This window comes from Kitasatospora sp. NPDC101183 (assembly GCF_044767945.1).
Lineage (GTDB): Bacteria > Actinomycetota > Actinomycetes > Streptomycetales > Streptomycetaceae > Kitasatospora.
The window spans coordinates 14,619-29,270 of the sequence record NZ_JBIWOW010000028.1; the positions used below are offsets into that span (position 1 = coordinate 14,619).

At 73.0% G+C, this 14,652-nt stretch carries 12 protein-coding genes; 7 read left to right on the forward strand and 5 right to left on the reverse strand.

Features of this window, described 5'->3' with window-relative positions:
- Positions 1 to 117 precede the first annotated feature (117 nt).
- Positions 118 to 1,254 carry a sensor histidine kinase gene (locus tag ACIRRS_RS31000; RefSeq protein WP_402977727.1) on the reverse strand — a complete coding sequence of 379 codons (1,137 nt, stop codon included), beginning with the start codon at positions 1,252 to 1,254 and terminating at the stop codon, positions 118 to 120.
- An 88-nt stretch (positions 1,255 to 1,342) separates the two neighbouring features.
- Positions 1,343 to 2,080 (reverse strand): response regulator transcription factor, encoded by a 738-nt coding sequence (locus ACIRRS_RS31005; RefSeq protein WP_031076843.1) that lies wholly within the window; start codon positions 2,078 to 2,080, stop codon positions 1,343 to 1,345.
- A 568-nt stretch (positions 2,081 to 2,648) separates the two neighbouring features.
- On the opposite strand from ACIRRS_RS31005, the gene ACIRRS_RS31010 reads away from it, so the two are divergent.
- From ACIRRS_RS31010 to ACIRRS_RS31025, 4 genes are all read left to right on the forward strand, one after another.
- Positions 2,649 to 3,431, forward strand: a complete 783-nt coding sequence (locus ACIRRS_RS31010) for a rhomboid-like protein (RefSeq protein ID WP_402977730.1) — start codon at positions 2,649 to 2,651, stop codon at positions 3,429 to 3,431.
- A gap of 159 nt (positions 3,432 to 3,590) precedes the next feature.
- Entirely contained in the window at positions 3,591 to 5,987 is a 2,397-nt protein-coding gene (lon, locus tag ACIRRS_RS31015) for an endopeptidase La (protein ID WP_402977733.1), read from the forward strand.
- A gap of 67 nt (positions 5,988 to 6,054) precedes the next feature.
- Complete coding sequence (locus tag ACIRRS_RS31020) at positions 6,055 to 6,585, forward strand: GtrA family protein (protein ID WP_402977736.1); 531 nt, start codon at positions 6,055 to 6,057, stop codon at positions 6,583 to 6,585.
- An 18-nt stretch (positions 6,586 to 6,603) separates the two neighbouring features.
- Positions 6,604 to 7,833 (forward strand): ROK family protein, encoded by a 1,230-nt coding sequence (locus ACIRRS_RS31025; RefSeq protein ID WP_402977738.1) that lies wholly within the window; start codon positions 6,604 to 6,606, stop codon positions 7,831 to 7,833.
- A gap of 101 nt (positions 7,834 to 7,934) precedes the next feature.
- On the opposite strand, the gene ACIRRS_RS31030 is transcribed toward ACIRRS_RS31025, so the two are convergent.
- Positions 7,935 to 8,951 carry an ABC transporter permease gene (locus tag ACIRRS_RS31030; protein WP_402977741.1) on the reverse strand — a complete coding sequence of 339 codons (1,017 nt, stop codon included), beginning with the start codon at positions 8,949 to 8,951 and terminating at the stop codon, positions 7,935 to 7,937.
- A gap of 136 nt (positions 8,952 to 9,087) precedes the next feature.
- Here ACIRRS_RS31030 and ACIRRS_RS31035 point away from each other — a divergent pair, with 136 nt between their 5' ends.
- Both ACIRRS_RS31035 and ACIRRS_RS31040 read left to right on the forward strand, forming a co-directional pair.
- Positions 9,088 to 9,537: a MarR family winged helix-turn-helix transcriptional regulator gene (locus ACIRRS_RS31035; protein ID WP_402977744.1), complete on the forward strand. Its 450-nt coding sequence runs from the start codon at positions 9,088 to 9,090 to the stop codon at positions 9,535 to 9,537.
- A gap of 139 nt (positions 9,538 to 9,676) precedes the next feature.
- Complete coding sequence (locus tag ACIRRS_RS31040; RefSeq protein WP_402977747.1) at positions 9,677 to 11,224, forward strand: MDR family MFS transporter; 1,548 nt, start codon at positions 9,677 to 9,679, stop codon at positions 11,222 to 11,224.
- Between the two features lie 74 nt (positions 11,225 to 11,298).
- Here ACIRRS_RS31040 and ACIRRS_RS31045 read toward each other — a convergent pair whose 3' ends face one another.
- Positions 11,299 to 11,541: a hypothetical protein gene (locus ACIRRS_RS31045; protein WP_402977750.1), complete on the reverse strand. Its 243-nt coding sequence runs from the start codon at positions 11,539 to 11,541 to the stop codon at positions 11,299 to 11,301.
- Positions 11,542 to 11,564: 23 nt separating this feature from the next.
- Positions 11,565 to 12,749, reverse strand: a complete 1,185-nt coding sequence (locus tag ACIRRS_RS31050; protein WP_402977753.1) for an anion permease — start codon at positions 12,747 to 12,749, stop codon at positions 11,565 to 11,567.
- Between the two features lie 343 nt (positions 12,750 to 13,092).
- Between ACIRRS_RS31050 and ACIRRS_RS31055 the strand changes: the two genes are divergently transcribed.
- Positions 13,093 to 14,625: an NlpC/P60 family protein gene (locus ACIRRS_RS31055; protein WP_402977755.1), complete on the forward strand. Its 1,533-nt coding sequence runs from the start codon at positions 13,093 to 13,095 to the stop codon at positions 14,623 to 14,625.
- Positions 14,626 to 14,652: the final 27 nt, after the last annotated feature.

The following is a 14,652-nucleotide window of genomic DNA, read 5'->3' on the forward strand; positions in this document are numbered from 1 at the left end:
GATGCCGGTCAGTGGTCAAACTATGGCGAATCCGGACATATCTCTGCATTGAACCGTAGGTGATCTTCCTGGATCACTGTGTCGGTTCTGTGACAAATAACCCGTGTGATGAACCGGTCACGCTTGGCGCTGTCCCGGAAGCCGGACCTCGATCCGGCAGCCGCGCGGGGACTCGGCGACGGCGATCCGCCCGCCGTGCAGGTCCACCGCCCAGCGGGCGATCGCCAGGCCCAGCCCGGTGCCGCCGTCCGCGCCCGGGCCGGCGGCCGTCGCGGTGCCGCTGCGGCTGAACCGCTCGAAGACCCGGTTGCGGTCGGCGGGCGGGATGCCGGGGCCCTCGTCCTCGACCTCCAGCAGCAGGCCGCCCTCCTCGCCGTCCGGGCGGGCGCGCACGGTGACGGTGCCGCCGGGCGGGGAGTGCTTGCAGGCGTTGTCGACCAGGTTGGCGACCACCTGGTGGAGGCGCTCCGGGTCCGCCACGCCCGTCAGGCCGCTCGGGCTGACCTCCAGGGCGAGGCGGACGTCGCCGCGCCGGGAGAAGGCCCCGCCGGCCGTCGCGCCGTCCACGGTGACGCCGCGCAGCACGCCGTCCAGGAACTCGCGCACCTCGAAGGGGCGGGCGTCCAGGTCGACCACGCCGTCGTCGATCTTGGAGAGGTCCAGCAGGTGGGTGACCAGCCGGCCGAGCCGCTCGGTCTGCTCCAGTGCCGCCCCCAGGGTCGCCGGGTTCGGCTGGACGACGCCGTCCACCACGTTCTCCAGGACGGCGCGCAGCGCGGCGATGGGCGTGCGCAGCTCGTGGGAGACGTTGGCGACCAGCTCGCGCCGGTGCTGGTCGGCGGCCTGGAGGTCGGCGGCCATCGCGTTGAAGGTGACGGCCAGCTCGCCGATCTCGTCGCGGGAGCTCACCTCGACCCGGCGGCTGTAGTCGCCGGAGGCCATGGCGCGGGCCGCGTCCTTCATCTCGCGCAGTGGGGAGGTCAGCCCGTGCGCGAGGAACTGCATGAACAGCAGCGAGGCGATCATGGAGAAGACCATGATGATCCGGATCTGGGTCTCGGACCGTATCGCGACGACCACCATCCCGGTGGCCAGGAAGACGGAGACGATCACCAGCAGGGCGAGCTTGCCCTTGATCGAGCGGACCGGGTCCAGCGGCCGGATGTCGGCCCAGACCCGGCGGGCGGCGCGGGACGCCAGCGTCTGCGGGCGCGCGCCCTCGGCGTCCCCGTCGCGTTGCTGTGGAAAGGTCATCGGTCCCCCGAGCGGTCCCCGCGTGCGTCCAGGTGGGCGGTGGTTCGGGACACGGGCCCCCCGGAGGCCCGTCGCCCGAGGCGCGCCGTCAGGACAGCGGGGCCTCCAGTGCGTAGCCGACGCCGTGCACGGTGCGGATCCAGCTGGCGCCGATCTTGCGGCGCAGCGCCTTGACGTGGCTGTCGACCGTGCGGGTGCCGGAGGCGTCCGTCCAGTCCCAGACCTCGGCCAGCAGTTGCTCGCGGGTGAGCACGGCGCGCGGCTGGGCGGCCAGGCAGGCGAGCAGGTCGAACTCGGTGGGCGTCAGGTGGACGTCGCCGGAGGCGAGGCGGACCCGGCGCTGCACGTGGTCGATCTCCAGCTCGCCGAAGCGCAGGCTGCCGAGCGCGGGCGTGCGGGCCGCCTGCTGGGCGCGCTCGACGCGGCGCAGCAGGACGTTGACCCGGGCCGCGAGTTCGCGCATCGAGAACGGCTTGGTCATGTAGTCGTCGGCGCCGACGCCGAGGCCGACCAGGAGGTCCGTCTCGTCGTCGCGGGCCGTCAGCATCAGTACCGGCACCGGCCGCTGGGCCTGGATGCGGCGGCACACCTCCAGGCCGTCGAAGCCGGGCAGCATGATGTCGAGGACGACCAGGTCCGGCTGCCAGGTGTGGAAGCCGTCGACGGCGCCGGGGCCGTCGTGGGCCACGGCGACCTTGAAGCCCTCCGCGCCCAGCCGGGCCGCGATCGACTCCGCGATCGTGGGCTCGTCCTCCACCACCAGCACTCTGCGCTGGCTGTTCACCGTGCCGCCGGTGTTGTGGTTGTCCTGCTGAATCTCTGTCACGGTCACGCCACCGCCCCCAGGGCTGCGGGCCGGCCACCTGTGGGGATGGCGGGCTCCGCTCGTAGTCTTGTTCCGTCGTGGACTGTGCCGGGTCCCGCCGCCCCGTCGCGCGATCGGGAACGAGGCGGGCGGTGGTCGGCCGCCCGCTGCTCCCGCGCACTTCGCAGCGTACGGACAGCGCATGCTTCCCGGCAGGTGGACCGGACGTTTCCGGCCCGTGGGCCGGCCTTCCGGGCCGCCCGTAGGCCCACCGAAGGGGTGGGCACGGGCCGATACCTTACCCGGGGAATTTCCGGCGCGTAACGGTGCGTATGCGATGGAGTCGAAGCCAAGTCGCCGGTCAGAGCGGATGCCGGGGGGTTCTCCGGAACTAGGTCCAGACCAATTTCCGGTAATCGGACTCACTGACTCCGGGACAGTCTTCACGGGCCATTCTCAGGTGCCTCTCAGAACCTCGACGTAACGTCGCCGTGACGACGCTCCCGCCGGGTGGAATCCCCGGCGTCCGCCGGTACGTTGGGCGCGGGGCGGGCAAAAGCGGTGGCTGCGGACGTGGAGCGGAGGCGTCATGGCGGGACTGCGGCGGGATACCGGGGAGTACGGCCCGGCGACGACGGGAGTGCCCTACGGAATGTTCCGGTACGGGCTGCGCACCAACGTCCTCGACTGGTTGCTGGAACGCGTGCCGACGCCCCGGCGCAATCCGTTCACGCTCGGATACCTCGCCGTCGTCGCCACCACGACCACCTTCGCGAATCTCGCCGACCCGGAACTCGTGCAGCGCCTCCAGGAGGCGTCCAGTTCGGACGGGCACAACCTCCTGCACCATCCTGTGCGCGCTCTGGTGCTGAGCGGCTTCTGGGTCGCGGGGGAGGTGTGGGTGCCCTACCTGTGGGGGTTCGCCCTCACCCTCGCACCGCTGGAGCGCCGGGTCGGCCCGGCGAGGGCGGCGGCCGTGTTCGCGGTCGGGCACGTCGGGGCCACGCTGCTCTCCCAGGGCGTGGTGATGGGCGCCGTCGCCACCGGGCGGATGGGCACCGACGCGATGGACCGGCTGGACATCGGGGTCAGCTACGGCGTGCTCGCCTGCCTGGGCGCGGTGGCCGGGCTGATGCCCGTGCGGGAGCGGCTGCTGGCGCTCGGCGGGGCCTCCGTGATGATCGCCCAGCAGATCGCGCAGGACCGGGACCTGGTCACCGCGGTCGGGCACCCGGCGGCGCTGCTCGCCGGGGTGGCGCTGTGGCGGTGGCTGCGGCGGGGCCGGCGGGGCCCGACCGCGGGTCCGCGCCGGGCGGCGGCGCGCGCCGTCCACGGCGCGCGGGCGCGCGGAGGGTTGTCGGCGGCGCGCTGAGCCTGCCGGGCTCCGTTTTTGACAGGCCCAACCGAACGGTCGTCAGGGGCCGGTTCAGTCGGTTCAGGTGTTCGCTCACAGCGAACAAGGCGGTGGGAACATCCGGGGGCCGTCAAGCCTTAGTCAGGTCGACTCAAGTTCACTGACCGGGGAGAGATCATGGCATCGACGTCCACACCGCTCACCCTGCCCGTGCTGCCCCTCGACGACGAGGTCGTGCTCCCGGGCATGGTCGTCCCGCTCGACCTCAAGGACACCGAGGTGCGCGCCGCCGTCGAGGCCGCCCGCGCCGCGGCCGCCGGCCCCGGCAAGCCCCAGGTCCTGCTCGTCCCCCGGGTCGACGGCTCGTACGCGGCCGCCGGCACCCTCGCCACCGTCGAGCAGGTCGGCCGCCTCGCCGACGGGGAGCCGGCCGCCCTGGTGCGCGCCGTGCGCCGGGTGCGCATCGGCGTCGGCACCACCGGGCCCGGCGCCGCCCTGTGGGTGGAGACCACGCCGTTCGAGGAGTCCTCCGTCGGCACCCCCGTCGCCGGCCGGGCCGCCGAGCTGGTCAAGGAGTACAAGGCGCTGTCCACCCAGTGGCTGCGCGGGCGCGGCGCCTGGCAGATCGTCGACCGGGTCGCCCAGATCGAGGGCGTCGGCGAACTCGCCGACAACATCGGCTACGCGCCCTTCGTCACCGCCGAGCAGAAGCTCAAGGTGCTGCTGGAGGCCGACCAGGTCGCCCGGCTGGAGTACGCGCTCACCCTCCTGCGCGACCACCTCGCCGAGGAGGAGGTCAACGACACCATCCGCAAGGACGTCGAGGAGGGCGTCGCCAAGCAGCAGAAGGAGTTCCTGCTCCGCCGCCAGCTGGAGGCCGTCCGCAAGGAACTCGCCGAACTCAACGGGGACCCGGCCGACGAGGAGGGCGACTACCGCGCCCGCGTCGAGGCCGCCGACCTGCCCGAGAAGGTCCGGGAGGCCGCGCTCAAGGAGGTCGACAAGCTGGAGCGCTCGTCCGACCAGTCGCCCGAAGGCTCCTGGATCCGCACCTGGCTCGACACCGTCCTCGAACTGCCCTGGAACGAGCGCACCGAGGACGCGTACGACATCGCCGGCGCCCGCGCCGTGCTGGACGCCGACCACGCCGGGTTGACGGACGTGAAGGAGCGCATCGTCGAGTACCTGGCCGTGCGCAAGCGCCGCGCCGACCAGGGGCTCGGGCTGATCGGCGGCCGTCGCGGCGGAGCCGTCCTCGCCCTCGTCGGCCCGCCCGGCGTCGGCAAGACCTCGCTCGGCGAGTCCGTGGCCCGCGCCATGGGCCGCACGTTCGTCCGCGTCGCCCTCGGCGGCGTCCGGGACGAGGCCGAGATCCGCGGCCACCGGCGCACCTACGTCGGCGCGCTGCCCGGGCGGCTCGTGCGGGCGATCAAGGAGGCGGGCTCGATGAACCCCGTCGTCCTGCTCGACGAGATCGACAAGGTCGGCTCCGACTACCGGGGCGACCCGGCCGCCGCCCTGCTCGAAGTGCTCGACCCGGCGCAGAACCACACCTTCCGCGACCACTACCTGGAGGTCGAGCTCGACCTCTCCGACGTCGTCTTCCTCGCCACCGCCAACGTGCTGGAGTCCATCCCCGAGCCGCTGCTCGACCGCATGGAGCTCGTCCGGCTCGACGGCTACACCGAGGACGAGAAGGTCGTCATCGCCCGCGACCACCTGCTCCCGCGCCAGCTGGAGAAGGCCGGCCTCGGCGACGGCCAGGTCAGCGTCGACGAGGAGGCGCTGCGCAGGCTCGCCGGGGAGTACACCCGGGAGGCGGGCGTGCGCACCCTGGAGCGCTCCATCGCCCGGGTGCTGCGCAAGATCGCCGCGCAGACGGAACTCGGCGAGCGCGAGCTGCCCGCCGCCGTCGGCCCGGAGGACCTGCGCGCCCTCATCGGCCGGCCGCACCACGTGCCCGAGGCCGCCCAGGAGCCCGCCGAGCGGCGCACGGCCGTCCCCGGCGTGGCCACCGGGCTCGCCGTCACCGGCGCCGGGGGCGACGTCCTCTACATCGAGGCCTCGCTCGCCGACGCCGAGACCGGCGGCACCGGGCTCACCCTCACCGGGCAGTTGGGCGACGTCATGAAGGAGTCCGCGCACATCGCCCTCTCCTACCTGCGCTCGCGCGGCGCCGAGCTGGAACTGCCCGTCACCTCCCTGCGCGACCGGGGCGTCCACCTGCACGTCCCCGCCGGGGCCGTCCCCAAGGACGGGCCCAGCGCCGGCATCACCATGACCACGGCGCTCGCGTCGCTGCTCTCCGGGCGCAAGGTGCGCACGGACGTGGCGATGACGGGCGAGGTGTCGCTGACCGGGCGGGTGCTGCCCATCGGCGGGGTCAAGCAGAAGCTGCTCGCCGCCGACCGGGCCGGGGTCACCACGGTGATCATCCCCAAGCGCAACGAGGCCGACCTGGACGACGTCCCGGCCGAGGTGCTGGAGCGGCTCACCGTCCACCCCGTGGCGGACGTGCGGGAGGTGCTGGAGCTGGCGCTGGAGCCGGCGGCGGTGCTCGTGGCCGCCGCCTGAGCCGCCTGAGCCGCCTGACCAGCGGCGTTGGAGGGCGGACGGCACCCGGGCGTGTGACACTGCTCGGGTGCCGTCCCCCACGCAGCGAGCCCTGGCGAGGGTGCCGCAGCCGTTGCGCCCCTTCCTCGTCCGGCACCGGCGGCTGGTGAAGTTCCTGATCGTCGGCGGGTTCTGCTTCACGCTCACCGTGGTGATCGACTTCGAGCTGAAGTTCACCGTGCTGGAGCACAAACCGGTCGTCGCACTGACCGTCGCCACCGTCATCGGCACCGTCGTCTCGTACGTGCTCAACCGGCGCTGGGCCTTCCGCACCTGCGGGCGGCGGCGCGAGCCGCTGCTGTTCGCCCTGGTCAGCGCGGTGGCCATCGCCGTCAACGACCTGCCGCTGATCGCCTCGCGGTACCTGCTCGACCTGCGCGAGCCGTACATCGGGCCGCTCGCGCAGGAGGTCGCCGACTTCCTCAGCGGGATGGTCGTCGGGACGTTCGTGGCCATGCTGTTCCGCTTCTGGGCCGTCCAGCGGTGGGTCTTCACCGGGCCGTCGCCGGTGGAGGATGCCGGTTACGCTGCACCCGGAATGTCACGGGATGCCCGATGAGGCCGTGAGGTGAGCAGCATGCGCGGGGAACCGGAAGGCCTCGGGGCCGGGCCCGCCAGCCAGCAGGGCATGCGCAGGGCCAACCTCGCCCTCGTCCTCGGCGTCATCGCCCGGGCCCCGCGCTCGCGCGCGGAGGTCGCGAACGGGACGGGGCTCACCCGGGCCGCCGTCTCCTCCCTCGCCGAGCAGCTCCTCGCCGCCGGGCTCGTCGTCGAGGAGGGGCCGGCCGCGCCCAGCGGCAAGGTCGGGCGGCCCGGCACGGCGCTCGGGCTCAACCCGTACGGGCCCGGCGGGCTCGGCGCGGAGATCGGGGTGCGGCACCTGGGGGCCTGCGTGGTCGACCTGCGCGGGCAGGTACGGGCCCGGCGGCGGGTGGAGCGGTCCAACGAGGGCCGCGAGCCGGAGGCCGTCCTGGCGGACCTGGTGGTGCTGCTGCGCGCCGCCGTCGCCGAGGCGGGCCTCGCACCGGCGGGGCTGACGCTGGCGGTGCCCGGACTCGTCGGCGCGGGCGGGGTGCTGCAGCGGGCGGCCAACCTGGGGTGGGCGGACGTGCCGCTGGCGTCGGGGCTGCGGGCCGCGTTGCGGGCGGGGGACGGCGGGGCGGGGCTCGCGGCGCTGCCGATCCGGATCGAGAACGAGGCCAACCTCGGCGGGCTCGCCGAGCGGTGGCTCGGGGAGGGGCGGGAGGACTTCCTGTACATCTCCGCGGAAGCCGGGGTCGGCGCGGCGATCGTGCTCGGCGGGCGGCTGCTGCGCGGAGCGCGCGGCTACGCGGGCGAGCTGGGGCACGTACCCGTGCACCCGGACGGCCCGCACTGCGCCTGCGGCGCGCGGGGCTGCCTGGAGCAGTACGCGGGCGGGGCGGCGGTCCTGCGGGCGGCGCACCTCGCCGGTGCCCGGGGCGACTGGGCGGCGCTGGTCGCCGACCGCGCCGCGGCGGGGGACCCGGCCGCCCGCGAGGCCCTCGCGGGGGCGGGGCGGGCCCTCGGCATCGCGGCCGCCGGGGCCGTGAACCTGCTCGACCCGGCGGAGGTCGTCCTCGGCGGCGGCTACACCCGCCCGGCCCCCTGGCTGCTCCCGGCGATGCGCGCGGAACTGGCGGCCCGCGTCACGGTCCGCCCCTGGTCGGACGACCGCCTCACCGTCTCCCGCCTCGGCCGCCGGGGCCCCCTCCTCGGCGCGGCCGTCGCCGTCGTCCGCGGCATCATCGCCGACCCGGGCCCCCTGGCCGCCCCGGGGGCACCCTGAGCCTCGCGAACCGCCCCGGAGCGGAACGTCGTTGAGCCGGGGCGGGAATGGGCTGAGCCCCCGGCCGTGGGGGGCCGGGGGCTCAGGGGGTGGGGGGTGGGTCAGGCGGTGGCGGGGGCGAGTTCGCGGCCGCCGGAGCGGGGGCCGCGGAGGACGGCGAGGAGGGCGACGCCGATGCCGACGAGGGCCCAGACGACGAGGACCAGGATCGGCACGGCGATGTTGGTCGCGTCGAAGTAGGCGATCGACTTGGTGACGCTGGTGCCCGCGCCGTTGGGGATGATCGAGCCGATGGCGCGCCAGAACGGGGGCATCATCGGGTCGGGGTAGACGCCGCCGGCGCTGGGGTTGCCGAGGACGACGAAGATCAGGACGGCGACGCCGATGCCGATGATGTCGAACAGGCACTGCAGCGCCATGGTGAAGGCCCCGACCGTGAACACCACCAGGGCGCCGATCGCCGTCAGGGCGAGGATCGAGCCGGGCAGGGCGTCCAGGATCGGCCCGGCGATGATCGTGCCGCCGAGGCCGGCGACGACCGAGTAGACGGCGAGCGCGCCGAGGCGGATCAGCAGGCGGTTGACGTTGGCGGGCTTGGAGCCGGCGCTGATGCCCAGGATGGAGGCGACCAGGTAGCCGCCGACGCACCAGCCGATGACCAGGTAGAACGACGAGAGGCCGTTGGTGTCGCCCTTGGCGAGCGGCACGACGTCGTGGACGACGACGGTGCGGCCCTGCTTGGCGTCCAGCGCGGTGGTGATCGTCTCCGCGGCCTTGGCGGCGGACGGGCCGCGGGCGCCGCCTACGAGGAGGGTGTCCTCCTTGGCGGTCGGGTTGAAGACCAGCGCCGCGTAGACCTTCTGGTCCTTGATCTGCTGGGTGGCGGTCTCCGCGTCGGGCGCGGTGACGGCCTTGACGGCGTCGTTCGGCGCCGAGTTGAGGGCCTCGACCAGCTTGGGGGAGACCTGCTCGGGTGCGACCACCGCGATGGACAGCTTGTGCGGGGCCGGGTGGTGCAGCGCCCCGACGTACGAGGTGATGAAGCCGAGCTGCAACAGCAGCACCCCGAGCACCAGGAGCGCCGCGCGCGGGGTGACCGCGCTCTTCAGTTCGGTCATGAATCCCTGCCCCGGGGCAGCCATTCGCATCTCCTTGCGTATCGGCGGAAAACGGATACTTAATACCATGAACTAGTTCGGTTGTCGCACCTCACGCGCCGGGGGAGCGGGCGGGCCGCTGCGCGATACTGGCGCCGTGAGCGACGAAGAAGCCCTGATGGCGGTGGAACGGGAGGTCGCGCTGATGTTCCGGCGGGGCCGGGCCAGAGTGGCGGAACTCTCACGCCGGGTGCACCCCGAGCTGGAGGGGGCGGCGTACAGCATGCTCGGCTACATCGAGGAGGCCGGGCGGGTGCGGGTGACGGACGTCGGGGCGCACTTCGCCGTCGGCAAGGCCACCGTGAGCCGTCAGATCCGGGCCCTGGAGGAACTGGGCCTCGTCCGCCGGGAGGCGGACCCGCTGGACCGCCGGGCCGTGCTGGTCTCGCTGACGGAGGACGGGCGGCGGCGCTTCGCGGCGGCCAGGGGTTGCCGGATGGAGCGGGTGCGCGAGCTGATGTGCGACTGGCCGCCGGAGGACGTGGCCCGGTTCGCGGAGCTGCTGGGGCGCTTCAACGACGTGATCGGCGAGCCCACGTCCCACTGACGTCCCAGGTGGTCGACCGGAGCCCGGTCGGACCCGCACCGACGGGTTCCGGCCGGGCTTTACTTGCCCTTGAAGAAAGTTGCCTTACTCAACCATCCGGTCGTATGGTTGCCTAAGGCAACGAAATCAGAGGACTCAGATGACCGTGACCACCCGGGCCGAGACCGGCGCAGCCGCCGCCGTCGACCAACCGATGACCCACCGGCAGGTGATGGAGGCGCTCTCCGGCCTGCTGCTCGGCCTGTTCGTGGCCGTGCTCTCCTCGACCGTCGTCTCCAACGCCCTGCCGCACATCCTCACGGACCTCCACGGCGGCCAGTCCGCCTACACCTGGGTGATCACGGCGGCCCTGCTGACGCTGACCGCCTCGACCCCGATCTGGGGCAAGCTCTCCGACCTGGCCAGCAAGAAGCTGCTGCTCCAGATCGCCCTGCTGATCTACATAGCGACCTCCGCCCTGGCCGGGCTCTCGCAGAACACCGCCGAGCTGATCGCCTGCCGCGCCCTCCAGGGCATCGGCGCCGGCGGTGTCGTCGCGCTCGGCCAGATCTGCCTGGCCGCGATGGTCCCGCCGCGCGAACGCGGGCGCTACAGCGGCTACTTCGGCGCGGTCTTCGCCCTCGCCACCATCGGCGGCCCGCTGATCGGTGGCGTCATCGTGGACACCAACTGGCTGGGCTGGCGCTGGTGCTTCTACGTCGGCATCCCGTTCGCGCTGGCCGCGATCCTGGTGGTGCAGCGCACCCTCAAGCTGCCCGTGGTCAAGCGCCCGGTGAAGATCGACTACCTGGGCGCGGTGACCATCACCGCGGCCGTCAGCCTGCTGATGATCTGGATCACCCTGGCCGGCAAGAACTACGACTGGGTGTCCTGGCAGAGCGCGGCGATGGTCGGCGGCGGCCTGCTGCTGGGCGCGCTGGCCGTCGTGATCGAGCACCGCGCGGCCGAGCCGATCATCCCGCCGTCCCTGTTCAAGCACCGCACCGTCACGCTGGCGGCGATCGCCAGCGTGCTGGTCGGCGTCGGGATGTACGGCGCCACGACCTTCCTCAGCCAGTACTTCCAGCTCGCCCGGGACAAGTCCCCGACGACGGCCGGTCTGATGACCCTGCCGATGATCATCGGCCTGGCGGCCTCCTCCGCCGTGGCCGGGCGGCTGATCACCAAGTACGGCAAGTGGAAGGCGTACCTCGTCACGGGCACCGCGATGCTCGCGATCGGCTTCGCCCTGCTGGGCACCGCCCGGGCCGACACCGACTACGCGCTGCTCTCGCTCTACATGGCGATCACCGGCATCGGCCTCGGCCTGACCAGCCAGAACCTGGTGCTCGCGGTGCAGAACACCGTGCCCCGGCACGAGCTCGGCGCGGCCAGCTCCGTGGTCACCTTCTTCCGCACCATGGGCGGCGCGATGGGCGTCTCCGCGCTCGGCGCGGTGATGACCAACAAGGTCGGCCACTACCTCGCGGAGAACATGGCCGCGGCGCACATCCCGGCCGGGCACGCGGCCTCCGGCGGCGGCATCCCGGACCTCGCGAAGCTGCCCGCCCCGATCGTCCCGCTGGTGACGGACGCCTTCGGGCACGGCGTCGGCACGGTGTTCCTGTGCGCGGCTCCGTTCGCCCTGCTGTCCTTCGTCACCGTGCTGTTCATCCGGGAGACGGTGCTGAAGACCAGCCAGAGCTGACGGCGGAACACGACGAACGGGCCGGGAGTGCTGAGCGCACTCCCGGCCCGTTCGTCGTACCCGGAACTCCGGAACTACGGCGCGGCGATCAGCACCAGGCCGTAGACCACGGCGGCGGCGCAGAGGCCGAAGCAGGCGTACGCGCCGGCCAGCAGGGCGGGCTTGCCGCCGTTGCCGGAGGCGCCCTCGCGGGCGCTCAGCGTGGCCTCGCGGCGCGACAGCGCCAGGATGCCGAGGGCGAAGACGGCGACGACGGCGACGGTGATGCCGAAGCTGAAGCCGGCGGTCTGGGCCAGGGCGGTCCACTTGATGTGCATGGTGAGGGCGTCCTAGCGTTTCTTCAGGCCGCGACGGTGGTCGAGGTGGGGGACGGGGTGTTCGCGGGGCCGGTGGTGGGAGCGAGCTCGACCGGGGTCACCTCGTCCGCGTCGTTGACGTTGTCCGCGCCGACGGGCTGGCGGCGGGAGATCAGCCACATCGCGCCGGAGCCGGCGACCAGCACCACGCCGACCACGACGATGCCCCAGGTGCCCTGACGGGCCAGCAGCGCCGCGCCGCCGGAGACGAGGGCGGCGGCCGGGAGGGTCAGCGCCCAGGTGTAGACCATGCGGCGCACCAGGCTCCAGCGCAGCTCGCCCTTGGGGCCGCCGAGGCCGGCGCCCATGATGCCGCCGGAGCAGACCTGGGTGGTGGAGAGGCCGAAGCCCATGTGCGAGGAGGTCAGGATGACGGTCGCGGCGGCCGACTCGGAGGCGAAGCCCTGCGGGGCCTTGATGTCCGCGAGGCCCTTGCCCATCGAGCGGATGATCCGCCAGCCGCCCATGTAGGTGCCGAGCGCGATCGCGGCGCCGGCCGAGACGATCACCCAGGTGGGGGGCAGGGCGCCGTGCGGCAGGGCGCCGACCGAGACGAGGGTGAGGGTGATGATGCCCATCGTCTTCTGGGCGTCGTTGGTGCCGTGCGCGAGGGAGATCAGCGAGGAGGAGAAGACCTGGCCGGTCTTGAAGCCCTTGGTGACGGTGCCCTCGTCGCTGCGGCGGGTGATCGCGTACGCCAGCTTGGTGGCGCCCCAGGAGGCGAGGCCGGCGACGAACGGGGAGGCGACCGCGGGGATCAGGATCTTGGAGACGACGGTGTCGAAGTTGACGCCGTTCATGCCGACGCCGACGACGGTGGCGCCGATCAGGCCGCCGTACAGGGCGTGCGAGGAGCTGGACGGCAGGCCGCGCAGCCAGGTCAGCAGGTTCCAGAGGATGGCGCCCGCCAGCGCGGCGAAGATGATCTCGGGATGGACGCCGCTCTTCTCGTTGACGATGCCGCCGGAGATGGTGGTGGCGACCTTCACGGACAGGAACGCGCCCGCGAAGTTGAGCACGGCCGCGATGGTGACCGCGACCTTCGGCCGGAGGGCTCCCGTCGCGATGGAGGTGGCCATCGCGTTGGCGGTGTCGTGGAACCCGTTGGTGAAGTCGAAGGCGAGCGCCGTGATGATCACAACGGCTACCAGGAACGAGATGTGTTCCATACCCAAACAATCGTCGTAGTTGTCGCACGGACGTTGGTGTCGTCGCGACCGTAGGTCGAGTTGGTGAACGGAAGGTGAACTGAAGCGGGAATCGTGGTTCTGATGGTGGCGCGGCGATGGCCTGAAGCTTTCGTAGGAGTGAAGTACGGCGTGTCGAGCCCGCCACTGAAGGGGAACGTCCGCTTTCGATCGGGTTTGTTGAGAGTTGTCTCACAGTTCGCACGGAGAATTAACCCCCTGGTCGGGGCGTGCTCTGTTTCCGACCGGTAACCCATGGGAGGATCTGCCGCAACCCGGCGAACACACGGGGGCAGGCAGAGGTTCGGGGCGGGGAGGACCAACCATGGGCGGGGCTGCACAGCGCACGGAGACGGCGGGCGTACGGCCCTGGGTGCGGGCGGCCTTGCGCTGCGGAGCCGCCCTCGCGGCCGCCGCACTCACACTCCCCCTGGCCGCCGGCGCGGCCTGGGCCAGCCCGGACCCGGGCACCACCGGGGTGACCGTCGCCCCCGGGCAGGACCCGCTCGCCGCCACCAAGGCCACCCTCGGCCCGATGCTCGACCGGCTGCACGAGCTCTACCAGGGCGCCGAGGCCGCCACCGAGCAGTACAACGGCTCGGTCGCCAAGGTCGCCGAGCAGCAGACCGCGCTCACCGACCTCCGGGGCAAGCTCGACCGCCAGGAGAAGCAGGTCGACGCCGGCACCGACATCGCCTCGCAGCTGGCCGCCGCCCAGTACCGCAACGGCGCCACCTCCGCCTACGCGGAGCTGCTGCTCTCCAAGGACCCGTACGACGCCGTCACCATCGCCGAACTGCTCAGCGCCGCCAGCCGCTCGCAGTCCGAGTTCCTCGACAAGCTCAAGGGCGACCGCGACGCGCTGGACGGCCTCAAGAAGCAGAGCGAGGAGGCGCTGAAGACCTCCCAGACGCTCGTCGCCCAGCAGGAGGCGGCCAAGACCAAGGCCGCCACCGACCTCGCCGCCGTCGAGCAGATGGTCTCCTCCCTCACCGGCGCCCAGCGCACGGAGCTGGAGCAGTTGGAGAAGGCCCGGGCCGACGAGGCCCAGCTCGCCTTCCTCGCCTCCGGCGCCCTGGGCAAGGGCGAGCGCACCCCCTCCGTCCAGGGGCGCGGGGCCGTCGCCTTCGCCCTGGCCCAGCTGGGCAAGCCGTACCTGTGGGGCGGCACCGGCCCGGACTCGTACGACTGCTCGGGCCTCACCTCGCAGGCCTGGCTGCACGCCGGCCGGGCGATCCCGCGCACCAGCCAGGAGCAGTGGGCGCAGCTCCCGCACGTGCCGCTCAACCAGCTGCGGGCCGGCGACCTCGTCGTCTACTTCAAGGACGCCTCGCACGTCGGGATGTACATCGGCGGCGGGCTCATCGTGCAGGCGCCCCGGCCCGGTGCGTACATCAAGGTCTCGCCGATCGGCTCGATGGCCATCCTCGGCGCCGTGCGGCCCGACCCCGACGGTGCGGCCGACGACGCCGGCGGCTCCTGGAAGGTGCCGGACCTGCCGGCCGGCTGGGACAGCGTCACGCCGATAGCGCCCAGCCCCGTGCCGCAGACGCCGCCCGCCACCCCGGGGACGACCCCGACCGCGCCGGTCACCCCCGCGCCGGGGACGCCCAGCGGCACGCCGTCCGAGCCGGGCACGCCGACCCCGACCCCGACGCCCACCGAGACGACGCCGGGCACCCCGACGCCGACCGGCACCGCGACCCCGGGCACGCCCTCGGGCACCGGCACCACCCCGGCCACCCCGGCACCGGGCGGGACGGGCTCGCCGAGCTCCACCGGGACGGCGGCGTCGACGGGCAGCGCCTCGGCCTCCGCCCCGGGCAGCCCGACGGCGACGCTGCCGCTGGGGAACTGAACCGGTAGGCAAGCGGAAGGGGCCGCC